The organism is Paraburkholderia madseniana, assembly GCF_009690905.1.
Classification (GTDB): Bacteria; Pseudomonadota; Gammaproteobacteria; order Burkholderiales; family Burkholderiaceae; genus Paraburkholderia; species Paraburkholderia madseniana.
This window is the reverse complement of the sequence record NZ_VOSW01000005.1, coordinates 81023-99012: the sequence shown is the minus strand read 5'-3', so window position 1 is coordinate 99012 and position 17990 is coordinate 81023. Positions and strand designations below refer to the sequence as shown.

Below are 17990 nucleotides of genomic sequence, written 5' to 3'. Positions count from 1 at the left end.
GTCCGCATGCCTTGCGGTTCGCTATGCTGCAATGCGAAAAATGGTCTAGCTAGTTACCGTCAACCAGCAGGGCGCAGGCCAGAAGTGCCCATATTAGCGGAATTTCCCGACAGTCTATACAAACTAACTAGATGGTACAAATTCGTATAAACCCCGAATGACGATTACGGGCAATGCGCGCACACTGCGCTTACGTTGTAGAGCCGCGGCGCGTGCTGTGGCCCGCTTTATGCCTTACTTTTGCAGGAGTAGTCGTCATGAGTTTTGCCTCAGTGCTGGTCCTCAACGGACCGAATCTCAACCTGCTCGGCACGCGTGAGCCGGCCATCTATGGTTCGGAAACGCTCGACGACGTCGCGCAGCTCTGCCGCGACGCGGGCGAGCGGCTGGATCTGTCGGTCGATTTCTGCCAATCGAATGCGGAACACCAACTCATCGACTGGCTGCATGCGGCGCGCAGCAAGGTTGATGGCATCGTGATCAATCCGGCGGCTTACACGCATACCTCGGTGGCGATTGCCGACGCGCTCTCTGCGATCGAAAAGCCCGTCATCGAGGTGCATATTTCGAACGTGCATCGCCGCGAAGCGTTCCGGCATCACTCGTACGTGTCGGCGGTGGCCGAGGCGATCATCGTTGGTTGCGGCACGCAGGGCTATGTGCTCGCTCTGGAGCGGATGGCGGTCATCCTTAAGAATAGGGCGGCCAAATGAACGCACAAGCGAACACACAGGCAAACGCTCAGGCGAGCCCGCAATCGTTTCTCGTCGGTCTGATCGGTTCGGGCATCGGCGGATCGCTTAGCCCCGCGATGCATGAGGAAGAGGGCAGCAAACTGGGTCTGCACTATGTGTATCGGCGCATCGATCTGGAGGCGCTGAAGCTGGACATCACGGCGCTCGCCGATTTGCTCGCCGCCGCCGAACGCATGGGCTACAACGGACTGAACATTACCTATCCCTGCAAGCAGGCCGTCATTCCTCTGCTTGACGAACTCTCCGACGACGCGCGCGCACTCGGCGCGGTCAATACGGTTCTATTCAAGAACGGCAAACGTATCGGCCACAACACTGATTGGTCCGGTTTCGCGCGTGCGTTTCAACGCGGCTTGCCGGACGTATCGCTCGCGCGCGTCGTGCAACTGGGCGCGGGCGGCGCGGGCGCAGCGGTCGCGCATGCCGCGTTGACCATGGGTGCGCAAACGCTCACGCTATTCGACGTGGACGCCGAGCGCGCCGCATCGCTCGCTGCGGAATTGCAGAAGCGTTTCCCCGCCTCTACCGTCAGCGCCGGCAGCTCGCTCGCAGAATCGCTCGCCGCCGCTAACGGCCTGATTCACGCGACGCCCACCGGCATGGCGAAATTGCCGGGCTTGCCATTGCCGGTCGAATTGCTGCACCGCGATTTGTGGGTGGCGGACATCGTCTATTTCCCGATCCGCACCGCGCTGCTGCAGGCCGCCGAAGAACTCGGCTGCCGCACGCTGAGCGGCGGCGGGATGGCGGTATATCAGGCGGTCGACGCGATGCGCATCTTCACGGGTCTGGAACCTGACGCCGAGCGCGTGTACACGCATTTCCAGTCCTTGTTGCAACGCCAGGCCAGTAGTACATAAGCCATACATATCCGGTACGTAACCCGACCGAGGAGACAGAGACGCCATGCCACAACCCATTCATTCCACGCCCGCCGAGGTAACCCGCCAAACGGCTGCCACGGTAAGCACCGCGCGCCGCTCGAAAGCCCGCTATCAGATTCTCTCGCTGCTAGCGGTCGGCACAATGATCAACTATCTGGACCGCACGGTGCTCGGTATCGCGGCACCGCAGCTGACCAAGGAACTCGGCATCAACGCCGCGCTCATGGGCTTGCTGTTCTCCGTGTTCTCGTGGAGCTACGTGGCTTCGCAGATTCCGGGCGGCCTGTTTCTCGACCGTTTCGGCAGCAAGCTCACGTATTTCCTGTCGATGACGTTCTGGTCGCTGTGCACCCTCGCGCAAGGGCTCGTGCATGGTATCGGCGCGTTGTTCGTGTTCCGGCTCGGTCTCGGCGTCTCGGAAGCGCCATGCTTTCCGACCAATAGCCGCGTGGTGGCCACATGGTTTCCGCAGAGCGAACGCGCGATGGCGACCGGCACCTACACGGTCGGCGAATATATCGGCCTCGCGTTTTTCAGCCCGTTTCTGTTCATGTTGATGGGCGCGTTCGGCTGGCGTTCGCTGTTCTACGTGGTGGGCGGCGTGGGTCTCGTGTTCGGTGTGATCTGGTGGTTGTTCTATCGCGAGCCGCACGATCATCCGTCCGTCAATCAGGCAGAGCTCGACTATATCGAAGCAGGCGGCGGTCTGACGCACAGCAAGAAGGACGCCGATGTTTCCGGCGCACCGGCTGCATCGGAGAAGAGCGGCTTCGAATGGCGCACCATCGGACGCCTGCTCAAGCATCGTCAATTGGCCGGCATCTGCCTTGGCCAGTTCGCCGGTAACTCGACGCTCGTGTTCTTCCTCACCTGGTTCCCGACGTATCTCGCCACCGAACGCCATATGGCATGGCTGAAGATCGGCTTCTTCGCGATCATGCCGTTCATTGCCGCGTCGATCGGCGTGATGTTCGGCGGCATCTTCTCCGATTGGCTGCTGCGCCGCGGCAAGTCGCCGAACGTGGCGCGCAAGCTGCCGATCATCGCCGGTTTGCTGCTCGCGTCGACGATCATTCTCGCCAACTATGTCGAGAGCAACGTGGCGGTGATCGCGATTCTGTCGGTGGCGTTTTTCGCGCAGGGGATGGCGGCGCTGGGCTGGACGCTGGTGTCGGACATTGCGCCGGATGGCCTGCTTGGCGTGACCGGCGGCATCTTCAACTTTGCCGCCAATCTGGCCGGCATCGTCACGCCGCTGGTGGTGGGTTTCATCGTCGCGGCAACCGGCTCGTTTGTCGGGGCGCTGGTGTTCATCGGCGCGATCGCATTGATCGGCGCGCTGTCGTACATCTTTATTGTCGGCGATATTAAGCGGATCGTGCTGGTGGACTGAGCGGTACGTATCGTTCGAATGGCTTTCATTGAGCAAAAAAAGCGGGACCTGGCTAGCGCCAGGTCCCGCTTTTTCGTTTCAGGCTTGCCTCAGTCTTCCTTGCGCACGAAGCGCAGCACGGCGTCGACAATCATCGCGCGATGACGCGCGCGCAGGCGCGGGTGCGACGGATCGCGGCCGAACGCCGTACCGAAGGTATGGCGATTGCCGACGCGGTGAAAGCACAGCGAGCTGATCATCAGGTGCAGGTCGATCGCATCGACGTCGTTGCGAAACAGTCCAGCCGCGATGCCGCGCGAGAGCAGATCTTCGATGGTATGAATGACGGTGACGTTGCGGCCTTTGAAGCTCTTCACCTGCTCGACGTACTTCGCACCATGAATGTTCTCGATCGTCACGAGGCGGACAAAATCGCGCTGGCGGTCGTGATAGTCAAATGTAAACTCGACCAGCGCGCGCATGCCCTCGATCGGATCGAGTTCGCTGACGTGCAGATCCTGTTCGAGCGCGCGAATGTCGCCGTACACTTTTTCCAGCACGGCCTGGTACAACCCTTCCTTGCTGCCGAAGTAGTAGTACAGCATGCGCTTCGTGGTGTTCGTACGCTCCGCGATCGCGTCGACGCGTGCGCCGGTCAATCCCATCGCGGAGAACTCCTGCGTCGCGACGTCGAGAATGTTGCGCTTCGTCTGTTCGGGATCGTACTTGCGTCGGGTGTCGGACGCGATGCCGTTGGTATCAGGCTCGGCGGCCTTGCTTCCCTTTTTCATTGTGTATTCGAGCGGCGATGACGGCGCATTCTAGCATGCTGAAACCAGCCTCCGGAGCGGGTCTCGGGCATAAGCGGCGGCGTATTGAGCCGGGTGTCGGGTCGCGTACTGAATAGCGTCACGGCGTCGGCCGGGTCGAGGCGCGCCGGGCGGCGAGTGCGTCGCGCGTCTGCATGGCGGTGTAGGTGAGTTGCGCGGCCGCGAGACCGAGCGCGCCGTAGGTGCGGGTCAGGCCGAAAGCCGCGAACGCGTCGGGCACCGGCCGTTCGCCGGAGATGGCCGCCGCCAGCAATTCGCCCGAGACGGTGGTGGGCGCCATGCCGTGGCCGCCGAAACCGACCGCGTACCAGACGCCGTCCGTGCTGCGGCCGATTTGCGGCATCTTGTGCCGCGCGTAGCTCATCAGGCCGCCCCAGGCGTGCTCGATACGCACGTCGTGCAACTGCGGATAGACCTTCAACAGATCACGCCGCAAGAGCCGCGCGATGACGTCGGGAGCGCGGTCGCGTACCGAGATGCGGCCACCCCACAGGATGCGTGTGTCGGGCAGCGGACGGTAATAGTCGAAGGCGAAGCGGGTGTCGTAGACGGCGGCGCGGGTGTCCATCGCGTCTTTCAGGCGGGCGCCGAGCGGTTCGGTGGCCATCACGTAGGTAGCGATTGGCAGCACCGCGCGTTCGACCTGCGCATAGACGTTGCGCGCATAGCCGCCACCGGCCATCACCACGTGGCGTGCTTCGAGCGCGCCCTGCGGCGTATGCACCACGAAGCCGGCGCCGTCGCGCCGGGCGCCGCTGCGCTGCAAGCGCACAACGGGCGATTTCTCGTGAATCTGCACGCCCGCGTTGGCCGCGGCGCCCGCGACACCGAGCACATATTTCAGCGGATGGAAGTGGAACGCATTGCGCTCGAACAGGCCGCCGTGATAACGGCTCGTTTTCAATTGTGAAGCGAGCTCCGCGGGCGCCACGGGTTCCCACTCGACACCGAACGAATCGCGCATCAGACGCCGCTGCGTGTCGAGCCTTGCAGGTTCGTCGAACCAGTTGGCGAGGATCACGCCGGCATCGGTCACGTCGCAATCGATGCGGTAGCGCTGGATACGTTGCCTCATCAGATCGACGGCGTCGGTTGTCAGTGCATAGAGTTCGCGGGCACGGGCCGGCCCGAGGGTTTTGAGCAGATCCGCGCAATCGAGGCTGTAGCCGCCGAACACGAAGCCGCCGTTGCGGCCGGAGGCGCCGAAACCCACCTGCTCGGCTTCGAGCACGGCGACGTCGGTGATGCCCCGCTCGGCGAGTCCCAATGCCGTGGACAAGCCCGCGAGGCCGCCGCCCATGATGCAGACGTTGACGCTCCGTCGGCCGGTTAGCGGCGCGTAAGCGGATGAGTGCCCGGCAGCGCGGGTGATGGTGGCTTCGTAAAAGCTTTGCATAGGGCTAAGAGTAGATCAGGACAGCGGCAGCAGCTTGCCGCTGAACACCACCGGACCCGTCGGTGCATTGTGGTCGGGCGAGCCGCCCGGCGCTTCTATGGAGACCGCCAGCGCCGCGTAGCTCTCCGGCTTCTGCTGACCGGCCGTAACCTTGCCGTTGGCGCTGTCCGGCAGCATGCCGAGCGACACCGGATGGCCATTGGCCGGAATGCCCCACAACTCCATCGCCCGGCCGGCCGGCAGGTCGACTTTGCCGAGCGGATGCAGCGTCATGGTGGAGCGGGCTTCATCCCACGCGACCAGCATAACCGGATGCGCGTCCTTGTCGTTCAGCACCGCGACATGCGAGACGGCCGCTTCCGGCTGTTGCGCGACGGTCGGCGCCGTGGATGGCGTCACGCCGGACGGCAACAGCGAGCGCATGGCAACCACCGCGGCGATTACGGCGAACCCTGTTACGCCGATCGCCCAGCCGCGCCAGAACGCGAGGTTCTCGAAGATGCTGCCGGACGGACGAGCGGGTTTTTCGACCACGGTGCGCGGTCGTGCCGCCTCACGCGCAGCCTCACGAGCCGACGCCAGACCGAGCCGCCGCTCGATGGCATCCCAGACGGCGGCCGGCGGCATACGCGGCTCCGCGAGTTCGGCCAACGGCGAGATCCGCCGCTGCCATTCTTCGATGGCCTGACGAATCACCGCATCGTGATCCGCGTAGCGTTGGAAGCGTCGCCGGGCGCCGCCACGCAGCGTGCCGAGCGCGTACTCGGCGGCCAGCATATCGACCAGTTGAGGATAGCGATGGAGATTCATCACTCACCTCCCAGGCAGGTCTTCAGCTTGGCAAGGCCGCGCCGGATCCAGGATTTGATGGTGCCGAGCGGCACCGTCAGCGCTTCAGCGATCTCGCTATGGCTCTGATCACGCAGGTAGGCGAGAGCAACCGCCTGACGCTGCGCCGGTTCCAACTGCTGCATACAGCCGGCCAGCAGACGTGCCTGAAGGCTGACCGCGGTCAGTGCTTCGGGATCCGGATCGCCGGTTGCCACAAGATCGTCCAACGCATCGCTCCATTCGGTTTCCTGCTTGTTGACCCGCCGCAGGTGATCGAGTGCACGGTTCCGGACGATTGCCGACATCCACGTCATGGGGGCGGAAAGGGCCCGCCGATAATCGCCCGCAAAGCGCCAGATGTTGACGAAGCTGTCCTGCAATACTTCTTCGGCCCACTCGTGCCTGCTCAATATACGGAGCGCGAGACCGAACAGTTTCGGAGCGGCGAGATCATATAGCTCGCGTAGTGCCGAAGCATCCTCTTTGGCAATGCGTTCGAGCAACTCGGCGAGGGTTTCCGGCGTCAGTTCTCGAGGGTCGGCGGTCATGGAAAGTGGTGTGGTGAGCTTGCGGGCCTATGTTACTCAATTTCCTTCCGACCTTATATGTGGTTTTTTCCCCGTGTGCTGCATCCGCCGGGCGTATGGCCGCGTATGTGGATGCAGGACCCGGGGATTGCGTCCGAGGGTTGCGCTTGGGCGCTTATTGTTTTGCTTTGGACAGCTTTGGATCGACCTTAGACACCCCAGCGCAATACCAGCGGATCGAGCCGCCGTGCGACTTTCAGCAAGCCTGCGCGTGTGGCCGGATGCATCGGCGGCAGCGGATGGCGCACTGCGTCCGATCGAATCACACCGCCTTCTTTCATCAAGGCCTTGCACGATGCGAGGCCACCCTGGCGGTTTTCATAGTTGATGAGCGGCAGCCATTCCTGATAGTGGGCGGCGGCCGCTTCGGTGTCGCCCGCTGCATAGGCGTCGACGATCAGGCGGATGCCGTCCGCGTAGCCGCCGCCGGTCATCGAACCGGTTGCGCCCGCATCGAGATCGGCCATCAGCGTGATCGCTTCTTCGCCGTCCCATGGACCTACCACGGCGTCGCCGCCCAGTTCGATCAACTCGCGCAGCTTGTTCGCAGCCTGTGGCACTTCGATCTTGAAGTACGACACGTTCTGCAGTTCACGCGCCATGCGGGCAAGAAACGGCGCGGATAACGCCGTACCGCTGACCGGCGCGTCCTGGATCATGATCGGAATCCCGATTGCATCGGACACCGTGCGATAGAACTCATAGATGCCGCGCTCGCCGATGCGGATCGTCGCGCCGTGATACGGCGGCATGATCATCACCATCGCGGCGCCCGCAGCCTGCGCACTGCGGCTGCGTTCAGCGCACTGGTACGAGCTGAAATGCGTGGTCGTGACGATCACCGGCACGCGGCCGGCGACGTGTTCGAGCACCACGTGCATCAGCGTGTTGCGCTCGTCGTCGGACAGCGCGAACTGTTCGGAGAAGTTCGCCAGAATGCACAGGCCGTTGGAGCCTGCGTCGATCATGAAATCGATGCAGCGTTTCTGGCCTTCCAGGTCGAGACCGCCGGCCTCGTCGAAGATGGTCGGCGCGACGGGGAACACGCCGCGCATGGGAGCAGGGTTGTGGGTGTGGGTCATGGTGATGTGCGTTGTGCCGAGGTGAGGTGACGACGTGATGAGGCGTGGGTCTTTGAATGTCTCCGTCGCTGACTATACGGCGAGGTGCGTGGCGGGTATATTGAATTGTTTCCATCTTGTGATCGCTTTTGCGACTCACCCCGCGACTGCCCGGCAATTCATGAAAGACACCTTGAACGTCCTGCTGTCGAGACTGCGCATGAAGCAGTTGCAATTGCTGATCGCGCTCGACGACCATAAGTCGCTGCACAAAGCCGCCGGCGCGATGTCGATGACGCAATCGGCTGCCAGCAAGGCGTTGCAGGAGCTGGAGTCGATGCTTGAGGCGCCGCTTTTCGAGCGCTCGAAGAGCGGCATGATTCCGAACCAGCTCGGCCACTGCGTGATCCGCTACGCACGGCTCGTGGCGACGGACCTTACCGCGCTCTGCCAGGACGTCGCCGAGATACGCTCGGGGCGCGGCGGGCGGCTCGCGATTGGCGCGATCATGGGTGCGATTCCCGAGTGCGTCGTGCCGGCGCTGAACGATCTGCATGCCGGGCAGCCGGGGCTGTCGATCGAAGTGATGGAAGACACCAGCGCGCGCATGCTCCTGCAACTCGACGAAGGCCGGCTCGATCTGGTGATCGGCCGTGCGGCGGTTGCCGCCGATCCGTCGAAATATCACTACCGTCCGCTCGGGGACGAGCCGTTATCCGTCGTGGTGGGTTATGGCCATCCGCCGTTGCCGAGGAAAGAAGTGAAACTGCGTGACCTGGCCGGCCACCGCTGGGTGATGTATCCGTCGCATATGCCTTTGCATGCGTTGCTCGAACGGGAGATGGATCTGGCGGGGCTTGAGATGCCAGACAACCCGATCTCGACTGCCTCCACTTTCGTGACAGTCGCATTACTGCAAAGCAGTGTCGATCTGGTTTCGTTGTTACCGACCGCGATCGCGGAGTTGTTCGTGCGGCAGAAAATGTTGCGCTTCGTGCCGGTCAAACTGAAGTCGCCTTCACAAACCTTCGGTATTGTGACGCGCAAAGGCGGCGTGCTGTCGCCGCCGGCTGAGCAATTCATCGAGTTACTGCGTGGACGGACGGGCCAGATGGAAGGGCAAGCGGCGTCGGCACAAAAAAAGTCTGAATCGGCTTTCTTTTGACGCGCGAAAGACCTTCAATATCTCATGGCGGTTAGTGCTTTGCCATGCCCGGCGAGAAGGTGTTGCGGCGGCGACACTGTGGGGTAAATCCGAACCGATTGCATACTCGCGTTCCGCGCTACACTTGATTGAAGGTGCGCCAGAATCAAGAGAATGGTGCACGCTCGGGGAGAGCAGCCATGAATCGGCCACTGATTCGGTTACCGCTTCGCGCGACAGGCATGGCGCCTGTCAGGAAGTGGCTCAAATGGGGGCTGGCAGCGGCATTCCTGCTCGCGCTGGCTTTGGCGGCCCGCTTTGTCCAGATCGAGATCGAAACGTCTCGACTGCAGGCACGCTATCTCTCCGAACTCACGCGCGACGTGGGTTTTTCCGTCGAGAACGGTCAAAGTCATTCCATCCGGTTCCCTCAAGCAGACAAGGGCCCTTACGACAGCCGCCTCGGCTACGCGTTGCTGCCGTCGTTCCAGCAGCGCTTGCTCGAACGCGGGTTTGAAATCAGCGCACAGTCGCGCGATTCCGAGCGAATGCTGTCGCTGTTCGATAGCGGTCTATTTATTCCCTACGCCGAAAAAGATCAGGCGGGGCTGCAACTCTTCGACGGTACTGGCACGCCGCTCTTTGGTGCACAGTATCCGGGCCGCATTTATGACAGCTTCGATTCGATCCCGCCGCTGATCGTCAATTCGCTGCTGTTTATCGAAGACCGCTATCTGCTCGATCCGGATCAGCCGAACCGTAATCCGGCGATCGACTGGGGACGCTTTAGCCACGCGCTCGTCGACCAGGGCGCGCGCGTGTTCAACCGGCATCAGTCGACGCCTGGCGGCAGCACGCTCGCTACGCAGATCGAGAAGTTCCGCCACTCGACGGGTGGGCGCACGGCAACGCCGCCGGAGAAATTGCGGCAAATCGCTTCCGCCTCGGTACGAGCCTATCTGAATGGTCCGCAGACCATGCCCGCGCGCCAGCAGATCGTCGTCCATTATCTCAACTCGGTGCCGCTTGCCGCGCAACCGGGTATTGGTGAGATCAATGGCATCGGCGACGGTCTGGCCGCCTGGTACGGGCGCGATTTCAACGACGTCAACCGCATTCTCAAAGCGCCGTCGACAGAAGAGAATCTCGCGGAGCAGGGCGTGGCGTTTCGCCAGGTGCTCTCGCTAATGATCGCGCAGCGTGCGCCGTCGTATTTCCTGCACCACGGCTATGCCGAACTTGACCGTCTGACGGATAGTTATCTGCGCTTGCTGGCGACCGGTGGTGTCATTTCGATCCCGCTGCGCGATGCCGCGCTGTCCGCGCAAGTGGATCTGCGCCGCGCAGCGGAAAAAACGCAGAACGCCGATTCGTTCGTGTCACGCAAGGCCGTGACGTCGATGCGTTCGCACCTGTTGACGGCGCTCGGCATTCCGAGTTTCTATGAACTCGACCGGCTGGATCTTCAGGCAACGGGCACGCTCAACAACGCCGTGCAGCAGGCCGTGAGTGAACGTCTTGCCGCTGCCGCGACGCGCGACGGTGCAAAGGCCGCGGGGCTCGTCGGCTATGAAATGCTGCGCGCCTCCGACGACCCGTCGAGAATCGCCTATAGCTTCACGCTGTTCGAACGGCGTGACGGCGCGAACCTGGTGCGGGTGCAAACCGATAGCGTGAACCAGCCATTCGACATCAATTCCGGCGCGCGACTGAATCTCGGTTCGACCGCGAAAATGCGTACCTTGGTGACGTATTTGCAGATCGTCTCCGATCTGCATGCGCGTTATGCTCCGCTGAGCACAACGGAGCTGAAAGCGGTGAAGCACGATCCGAACGATCAGCTCACACGCTGGGCGCTGGACTATCTGACGCATACCTCGGACCGTTCGCTGCAAGCCATGCTCGACGCGGCCGTGGAACGCAAATACTCGGCAAGTCCGGGCGAAACGTTTTACACGGGCGGCGGCGCGCAGACCTTCAACAACTTCGAATCCGACGACAACAGCCGCATTCTCACCGTGCACCGCGCATTCCAGCATTCGGTCAATCTGGTGTTCGTGCGGCTGATGCGCGATATCGTCCACTACGAGATGGTGCAGACCACCGGGCCGTCGTCGCAATGGCTGGGTGATCCGGCGATTCGCAAGATGTATCTCACGCGTTTCGCCGATCAGGAAAGCCGCGTGTATATGAACCGTTTCTACACGAAGTACCACGGCAAGGCGCCTGAGCAGCAATTGGCCTTGCTGCTGCTCGGCGTGCGCAAATCGCCGCCTAAAGTGGCGACGGTGTTGCGCAGCGTCGCGCCGGACGAATCGAATGGGTGGTTCAACGCGAAGATGCGTGCGGCGCTGAAGAACACGCCGGCTGCCTCCATCCTGGACGATGAGGATCTCGCGAACCTGTATGACAAATATGGGATCGACCGCTTCAATCTGAACGATCGTGGCTACATTTCGAGCGTGCATCCGCTGGAACTGTGGACCCTCAACTATCTGCGCGCTCATCCCGAGGCAACGCTCGACCAGATACAGAACGCGAGCCGCGACGTGCGCCTGTCGACTTATTCGTGGCTCTTCAAGACCCGCTATCACGCCACCCAGGATCGCCGCATCAAGCGGATGGTCGAACTGCGCGCCTACGATGCGATCGGTAAATCGTGGCAGGCGCTCGGCTACCCGTTCGCGACGCTCACGCCGTCGTTTGCGGCAGCGATCGGTGCGTCCGGCGACCGGCCGGCTGCGCTCGCGCAACTGATAGGCGTGATTGCCAACAACGGCAACAAGGTGCCGACCGAAAGCCTCACGCAACTCGACTTCGCTAAAAACACGCCGTACGAAACGCATTTCCAGCGCGCGGCGGTTGCACCGCAGCAGCAGTTGTCGCCGGAGATCGCCGGGGTGGTCAGGGGACTGTTGCGTGATGTCGTATTGGGCGGTACGGCCAAGCGTCTCGCGCAGGGCATGACGTTCCCCGATGGTCAGACGCTCGAAATTTACGGCAAGACCGGCACCGGCGATCAGCGCTTCAATGTGTGGGCCAAAGGCGCGCGCCTGATCGAGTCGCGCAAGGTGAACCGCAGCGCAACCTTCGTGTTTGTGATGGGAGACCGCTTCTACGGCACGCTGACCGCGTACGTGCATGAGCCGTATGCGGCCCATTACGAGTTCACGAGTGCGCTCTCGGTGCAGTTGCTGAAGTCGTTGGCGCCGGTGCTGCAGCCGTTGCTGCAAAATCCGCCTGCTAAAACGGCTGCGATAGCGAAAGTCGCCGCGCAATGAGCAACGGCGCCTAATAGCCGGCGTCCGTCGCCGGCTTAAGGAAAAGCTCGTGCACGGGCGCGAAATGCGCGTATAGCGGCAGAATTGCGCCGCCCATCGCCCGCGCATCGGCGCCGATGGTGCCTTCCAGTAGTTGCGGACGCACCATGCCTTCCCATTCGAAGCGATCGAGTACGCGCTCGGTTCGGCGGATGATTTCGCGGACCAGTTGCCGGTCGAGTTCGCCGTCGATCACCACCGCTTCCAGGTCGAGCAAGGCAGCCGCACTGGTCAATGCGTTGGCGATCGCAGGACACGCGGTGTCGAGCCATTGTTCGGTTTGCCGCCACAGTTCAGGCGACAACGCGCGATGGTCGTGCGCGGCGGCGGGCGGCACGCCTGCATCGCTCAATAGCCTTTCCAGAACGAAACCCGATGCTGCGTGCAGCAGTTGCCGCGCGGGTTTGCGCGCGCTGCCGTCCCTCAGCGGTATCGAGCCGACTGCGCCCGCATTGTCGTGTGGTCCGGCATGCAAACGGCCGTCGATCACCAGGCCGCCACCGATAAACGTGCCGACGAACAGGTACAGAAAATTGTGAATCCCGCGGCCCTGGCCCATCACGAGTTCGGCCGCGCAGGCCGCGGTGGTGTCTTTGGCGAACTCGACAGGCAAGCCCGTCATCGTCGCGATGCGACTGCGCAAGTCGATCTCGTGCCACGCTTCCAGTGCGTCCTGCGGCGCGCCGAGAAAGTCGCGCCAGCCGCCGAGCCACAACGGCGCCGCCACGCCCACGCCAACCACTTTGTTCGCCTTCGCGCCGAGCGTCTGATTCACGCGCGCCAGTTTGCTTTCGAGCGCGGGGAACAGCGTGCGCGGATCGGGATAGGCATAGTCGAATACATCGCGGCACACCACGTGGCCCGCGAAATCCATCGCCAGCACGTCGAGACTGCGTCTGCCCACCTTGATGCCGATGGTGTACGCGCCGTCCGCACGCAGTGCGATCGGCACCGAAGGCTGACCGATGCGACCGCGCACGCGCGCCTGCTTTTCGAGCAGGCCGTCGTCGATCAGACGGTCGACGATCATCGAAACGGTCTGCATCGACAGACGCGTGAGACGGCCCACGTCGGCTTTCGGCAGTGGCCCATGCAAACGGATCGCCTGTAGAACGATCCGTTCGTTGAACTGCCGCATGCCGACCTGGTTCGAGCCGACCGTGCGTTTGAGAGGCGAACGTGTACCTGTGGTTTCCATCGTCGTGTGCCCCTCAGCGGGATGCATGCATCATGCAATCGCCTTGACGTCCGCTTGCTTCGCGCCCGTCATGATCGCCACGGCCTCCGACATGTGGATGTCTTTGGTGTTGACCACCGCGGCACGCCTGCCGAGCCGCTGGATATGAATACGATCCGCGACTTCGAACACGTGCGGCATGTTGTGGCTGATCAGGATCACCGGCAGGCCGCGATCGCGCACGCGCCGGATCAATTCGAGCACCATGTTGCCCTCCTTGACGCCAAGTGCGGCGGTGGGCTCGTCGAGAATCACCACATGCCGTGCGAACGCCGCGCTGCGCGCGACAGCCACGCCTTGACGCTGGCCGCCGGATAAGGTTTCGACCGCCTGGCGCATCGAGCGGATGCCGATCTGCAAATCCTTCATGTGCGCGGTGGCTTCGTCGAGCATGCGGCGCTTGTCGATCATCTTGAAGATCGAACCGCGCCAGCCCGGCTTGACGAGCTCGCGGGCGAGAAACAGGTTTTCGGCGATGCTCATGGCGGGCGCCACCGCGAGTTCCTGGTACACGGTTTCGATGCCTTGAGCGCGCGCATCCAGAGGGCTGCGGAATTTGACCGGCTTGCCGTCGAGCAGGATTTCTCCTTCATCGGGGATGGTGGCGCCGGAAAGCGCCTTGATCAACGACGATTTGCCCGCGCCGTTGTCGCCGATCACAGCGAGAATCTCGCCGGGCAGCACTTCGAAATCGCAGCCGTCGAGCGCGGTGACGTTGCCGTAGCGTTTGACAAGTCCGCGCGCCTGCAGAACGGGCATCACGGCAGAAGCGGAAGTAGGTGTCGACATGACAGGTTCCTTTGGGCGTTCAACCGCGACGATGGGAAAGTTTGTCCGCGGCGACCGCGAGAATCACCAGCATGCCGGTGATCAACACCTGGTAGACCGAAGAGACACCGATTAGCGTCAGGCCATTACGAAATACGCCGACGATCAGCGCGCCGAGCAGCGTTCCGCTAATCGAGCCACGTCCGCCGAACAGACTCGTGCCACCCAGCACCACCGCCGTAATACTGTCGAGGTTCTCGGTTTGCCCCGCCTGCGGATCGCCGACGCCGGTGCGCGATACCGACAACAGCGCGGCAATACCGTAGATCGCACCGGCCAGCGAATACACCGTGAGCAAGATCTTCTGCGACGAGAGGCCCATCAGGCGCGCGGCTTCGGGGTTATTGCCGAGCGCGTACAGATGCCGGCCGGGCACGGTGTCGCGCAAGACGAACCACGTCGCCCCATACATCAGCAACGTCAGCACTGTGCCGTAGGTGACATCGGCGGGGCCGAGTTTGAACGTGTTGCCGAGGAACATGATCGCGTCCGGCAGGTTCGAGACGCTTTCCGCGTTCGAATAGATCTGCGTGAGCGCGAATGCGATGTTCAGCGTACCGAGCGTGACGATGAAGGCAGGCAGTTTGATCCGCGTGATCAGCACGCCATTGAGCGCACCGAACAACGCGCTCGCGACGATGCCGCACAGAATCGCGAGAACGGGCGGCACGCCGAGCGTGACCGCGAATTTGGTCATGATGATCGAGCCGAACGCCATCACCATCCCGCACGACAGATCGATCCCGCCTGTCAGCACGATCAACGTCTGGCCGATGGCGATGACGGCGACCACCATCGTCTGCTGCAGGATCAGCGAGAGGTTCTGGAACGACAGGAACCGGTTGCTCTGCGAAATGAAGAAGCCGCAGGCCAGCAGCAGGGCGATCAGCGGTCCGATTTCAGCGAGCGACGGCAAACGGTCGGTGAAGGTGCGCGGGTGGCCGGCGGGCGCGGAAGGTGTCGACATGATAGGTGTCCTCGATGCATAAACGTGGCGGGCAGGCCACGGGGTAAATACGGCGGCCGGCGATCCGGAGACCGGCCATCTGGCGGGCCGGCGATCCGCAGGGTATCCCGCGGCCGGCGGCTCAGTGGCTGGCAGTCCGTGAGCGGCCCAGCGAAGTGGGCCGCCGTTCAGTGCGTATTACTTGTTGCCCCAGCAGTTGTCGAGACCGTACGTCGTATCTTTGCCGTCTACGCCGGTCATCGGCTTATCGGTGATCAGCGTCACGCCCGTGTCCTGATAGCCGGAGACTTTCTTGCCGGTCTTCGCGTACTCGACACCCGCCGTCACGCCGAGCGAGGCCATCTTCAGCGGATACTGTTGCGAGGTCGCGGCAATCGCACCGGCCTTCACATTGCGTACGCCTTCGCAGCCGCCGTCGATGGAAACGATCATCACGCTCTTGTCCTTGCCCGCTGCCTTGAGCGCGCGATACGCACCCGCTGCCGCCGGTTCGTTGATCGTGTAGACCACGTTGATATCCGGCGATTTCTGCAGGCAGTTTTCCATCGCCGTCTGGCCCTTCGACTGATCGCCGCGGGTGTCCTGACTGCAAACGATCGACGGATCACCTTCCTTCACGCCGAAGCCTTCCAGGAAGCCGTTATGACGCAGCACGCCGACCGAGACGCCGGGAGCGAGGTCGAGCGTGGCGATCTTCGCGGGCTTGCCGTTCATGGCGGCTTTCGCGTACTTGCCGATCAGCACGCCGGCTTTGAAGTTGTCGGTGGCGAAGAGGGCGTCCGTGGCATCTTGCGGATCGGTCGGCGTGTCGAGCGCGACCACCATCACGCCCGCAGCGCGCGCTTTCTTGATGCTCGGCACGATTGCCTTGGTGTCGCTCGGCGTGATCAGAATCGCTTTCGCGCCGGCCGTCATCATGTTTTCGATGGCGGTGACCTGGCTTGCGTTATCGCCGTCGAACTTGCCGGCGGCGGTGAGCAGCTTGGCACCGTCTTTCGATGCCGCTGCTTCGGCGCCCTGTTTCATCTTCACGAAGAACGGGTTGGTGTCGGTCTTGGTGATGAGGCCAACGACAGGCTGATCAGCCGCCTGGCTCGCGCTCACACACCACACGGCCGATGCCGCGACGCACATCGACACGATTTTCCTGGCGACAGGATGCCTGCGGGAATTCAGATTCATGGGACGCTCCTCCGGTTATTGGCAACGACGTTGTGAACTGCGGGCGATTGCACACGCGAACGCTGCGCGCTTGCTGCCTGTTTGCGATCTGGTTTCGAACCTGATGCGATTCCGAGGTTGTTCGAAATCGACCACTTAAATCACTTTGGTTGATTTAGTAGAGCAGGCGCGGGGACGCTAGTCAAGGAAACGATCGGAGAGGACGTCGACGCGCTGAAGCGGCCGACAGGGTGGTGGGCCTTACGTGACGGGGCTTCGCGGGGATGGTGCGATGCAAGGTCGAGCACCGGAACTTCGGGAAAGTCCTGGCTCGCTTGTAAGCGAATTGAAGTCTTAAGTGACCTTTCGCGACGGGATGGGCTGCCGTCGCGAAGGGTAATCAGTGGTGGCTGAGCGTAACGCCATGTACGCAATGTCCGTCCCTTTCAGCCGGATCACATTCTGATGACATCCATCACGGTCTTCTTGTTGTCCTTGAATTGGTAGATCGTGATCGCAGCGTCCCGCAGGTCGCCGTGCGGGTCAAACGCAATGTGTCCGATCACGCCGTCATAGCTGGTGGCAGGCATCGCTGCGAGAATTTTCGATCGGTCGGTCGAATTCGCCCGCTTCATGGCGTCATAGATAACGTAGACGGCGTCATACGTGAACGGAGCGTAGGCGTCGATGGGGGTTCTGAAGCGCGCCACGTATCGCTTGTCGAAGTCTTGACCCTTTGGCATTTTTGACAAGGCAAGTCCGGCTTCTGAACACGTCACGTTGCCAATTGCGCTGCCGGCAAGTTGCGTCATGTTATCCGTGCAGGCACCGTCACCCCCCAGCACCTTGGCGGTGATGCCTAGGTTAGCCGCCTGTTTTGCCAGCGGGCCGGCCGTTGCGTCCGAGCCGCCATACATGATTGCGTCGGGTTTCAGACCTTTGATTTTCGTCAGAATCGCTCGGAAGTCGACGGCTTTATCGGTTGTCGCTTCGTGGGTCACGATAACGGCGCCTCGTGCTGTTGCCGCTTTTTCAAATTCTTGCGCGAGACCCTGGCCGTATGCGGTTGAGTCGTCCACGATTGCAATTCGCTTCGCGTGCATTGAGTCGATTGCGTAGCGAGCCAGGGCCGGACCTTGCAGTGCGTCGGTCGCGACGACGCGGAAGGTCGTTTTGAAGCCCTGCAGCGTATAGGTGGGATTGGTCGAACCTTGCGAGATCTGCACCAGACTGGCTTCGCTGTAGATCTTCGATGCCGGGATCGAAACCCCAGAGTTGATATCGCCGACTACGGCTACCACACCATCGTCAACGAGCTTCTGGGCGACTTGAGTCCCTGTGCGTGGGTCGGCAGCGTCGTCCTGATCGTCGAGTTGCAGACGGACCGCCTTGCCGTCGATCACCGGATGCTGGCTGTTGATCTCGTCGATTGCTAGCCGCGCCGCATTTTCGCTGTCCTTGCCCATATGCGCGAGCTGCCCTGTCAAGGGCGCGGCATGACCAATCAGGATCACGGCCGGCTCCGCGGCGAAGCTCGCGCTGCCTGCGCTCAGCAGCAGCGCAGCGGCGCTCGTTTGCAGCGTCCGGTTCAATTTACTGTACGAGGGTGACATGGGC

Annotated in this window: 15 protein-coding genes; 5 read left to right on the top strand and 10 right to left on the bottom strand. The window is 62.2% G+C overall.

Annotation, left to right across the window (positions count from 1 at the left end; genetic code table 11):
- Nucleotides 1–257 precede the first annotated feature (257 nt).
- The 3 genes from aroQ to FSO04_RS04320 are packed head-to-tail and all read left to right on the top strand — an operon-like array spanning nt 258 to nt 3032.
- Nucleotides 258–713 carry a type II 3-dehydroquinate dehydratase gene (aroQ, locus tag FSO04_RS04330; RefSeq protein WP_154558529.1) on the top strand — a complete coding sequence of 152 codons (456 nt, stop codon included), beginning with the start codon at nt 258–260 and terminating at the stop codon, nt 711–713.
- Nucleotides 710–1615: a shikimate dehydrogenase gene (locus tag FSO04_RS04325; RefSeq protein ID WP_154558528.1), complete on the top strand. Its 906-nt coding sequence runs from the start codon at nt 710–712 to the stop codon at nt 1613–1615. Before aroQ ends, FSO04_RS04325 begins: the two co-directional genes overlap by 4 nt.
- Nucleotides 1616–1661: 46 nt before the next feature.
- Complete coding sequence (locus FSO04_RS04320; protein ID WP_154558527.1) at nt 1662–3032, top strand: MFS transporter; 1371 nt, start codon at nt 1662–1664, stop codon at nt 3030–3032.
- Between the two features lie 89 nt (nt 3033–3121).
- On the opposite strand, the gene FSO04_RS04315 is transcribed toward FSO04_RS04320, so the two are convergent.
- The 5 genes from FSO04_RS04315 to FSO04_RS04295 form a co-directional block, all read right to left on the bottom strand.
- Complete coding sequence (locus FSO04_RS04315; protein WP_154558526.1) at nt 3122–3802, bottom strand: TetR/AcrR family transcriptional regulator; 681 nt, start codon at nt 3800–3802, stop codon at nt 3122–3124.
- Between the two features lie 118 nt (nt 3803–3920).
- Nucleotides 3921–5237 carry an NAD(P)/FAD-dependent oxidoreductase gene (locus FSO04_RS04310; protein WP_154558525.1) on the bottom strand — a complete coding sequence of 439 codons (1317 nt, stop codon included), beginning with the start codon at nt 5235–5237 and terminating at the stop codon, nt 3921–3923.
- 15 nt (nt 5238–5252) lie between these two features.
- Entirely contained in the window at nt 5253–6047 is a 795-nt protein-coding gene (locus FSO04_RS04305; protein ID WP_154558524.1) for an anti-sigma factor, read from the bottom strand.
- Nucleotides 6047–6571, bottom strand: coding sequence for an RNA polymerase sigma factor (locus FSO04_RS04300; RefSeq protein WP_372342418.1), 525 nt, complete (start codon nt 6569–6571; stop codon nt 6047–6049). The genes FSO04_RS04305 and FSO04_RS04300 overlap by 1 nt, the downstream gene beginning before the upstream one ends.
- A 233-nt stretch (nt 6572–6804) precedes the next feature.
- On the bottom strand, nt 6805–7737 hold the full coding sequence (locus FSO04_RS04295) for a dihydrodipicolinate synthase family protein (RefSeq protein ID WP_154558523.1): 933 nt from the start codon (nt 7735–7737) through the stop codon (nt 6805–6807).
- A 160-nt stretch (nt 7738–7897) separates the two neighbouring features.
- On the opposite strand from FSO04_RS04295, the gene FSO04_RS04290 reads away from it, so the two are divergent.
- Together FSO04_RS04290 and FSO04_RS04285 are read left to right on the top strand one after the other, a co-directional pair.
- Complete coding sequence (locus tag FSO04_RS04290) at nt 7898–8881, top strand: LysR family transcriptional regulator (protein ID WP_154558522.1); 984 nt, start codon at nt 7898–7900, stop codon at nt 8879–8881.
- A 179-nt stretch (nt 8882–9060) separates the two neighbouring features.
- The gene (locus FSO04_RS04285) at nt 9061–12141 is read left to right on the top strand and encodes a transglycosylase domain-containing protein (protein ID WP_154558521.1); all 3081 of its coding nucleotides are present in this window, start codon (nt 9061–9063) and stop codon (nt 12139–12141) included.
- Between the two features lie 10 nt (nt 12142–12151).
- On the opposite strand, the gene FSO04_RS04280 is transcribed toward FSO04_RS04285, so the two are convergent.
- From FSO04_RS04280 to FSO04_RS04260, 5 genes are all read right to left on the bottom strand, one after another.
- A complete protein-coding gene (locus FSO04_RS04280) occupies nt 12152–13378 on the bottom strand; it encodes an ROK family transcriptional regulator (RefSeq protein ID WP_154558520.1) in 1227 nt (408 codons plus the stop codon).
- Nucleotides 13379–13408: 30 nt separating this feature from the next.
- Nucleotides 13409–14206: an ATP-binding cassette domain-containing protein gene (locus FSO04_RS04275; RefSeq protein WP_054039035.1), complete on the bottom strand. Its 798-nt coding sequence runs from the start codon at nt 14204–14206 to the stop codon at nt 13409–13411.
- Nucleotides 14207–14225: 19 nt separating this feature from the next.
- Nucleotides 14226–15212, bottom strand: a complete 987-nt coding sequence (locus tag FSO04_RS04270) for an ABC transporter permease (protein WP_154558519.1) — start codon at nt 15210–15212, stop codon at nt 14226–14228.
- A gap of 177 nt (nt 15213–15389) precedes the next feature.
- Complete coding sequence (locus FSO04_RS04265) at nt 15390–16394, bottom strand: sugar ABC transporter substrate-binding protein (RefSeq protein ID WP_154558518.1); 1005 nt, start codon at nt 16392–16394, stop codon at nt 15390–15392.
- A 434-nt stretch (nt 16395–16828) separates the two neighbouring features.
- Complete coding sequence (locus FSO04_RS04260) at nt 16829–17986, bottom strand: branched-chain amino acid ABC transporter substrate-binding protein (protein ID WP_154558586.1); 1158 nt, start codon at nt 17984–17986, stop codon at nt 16829–16831.
- Nucleotides 17987–17990: the final 4 nt, after the last annotated feature.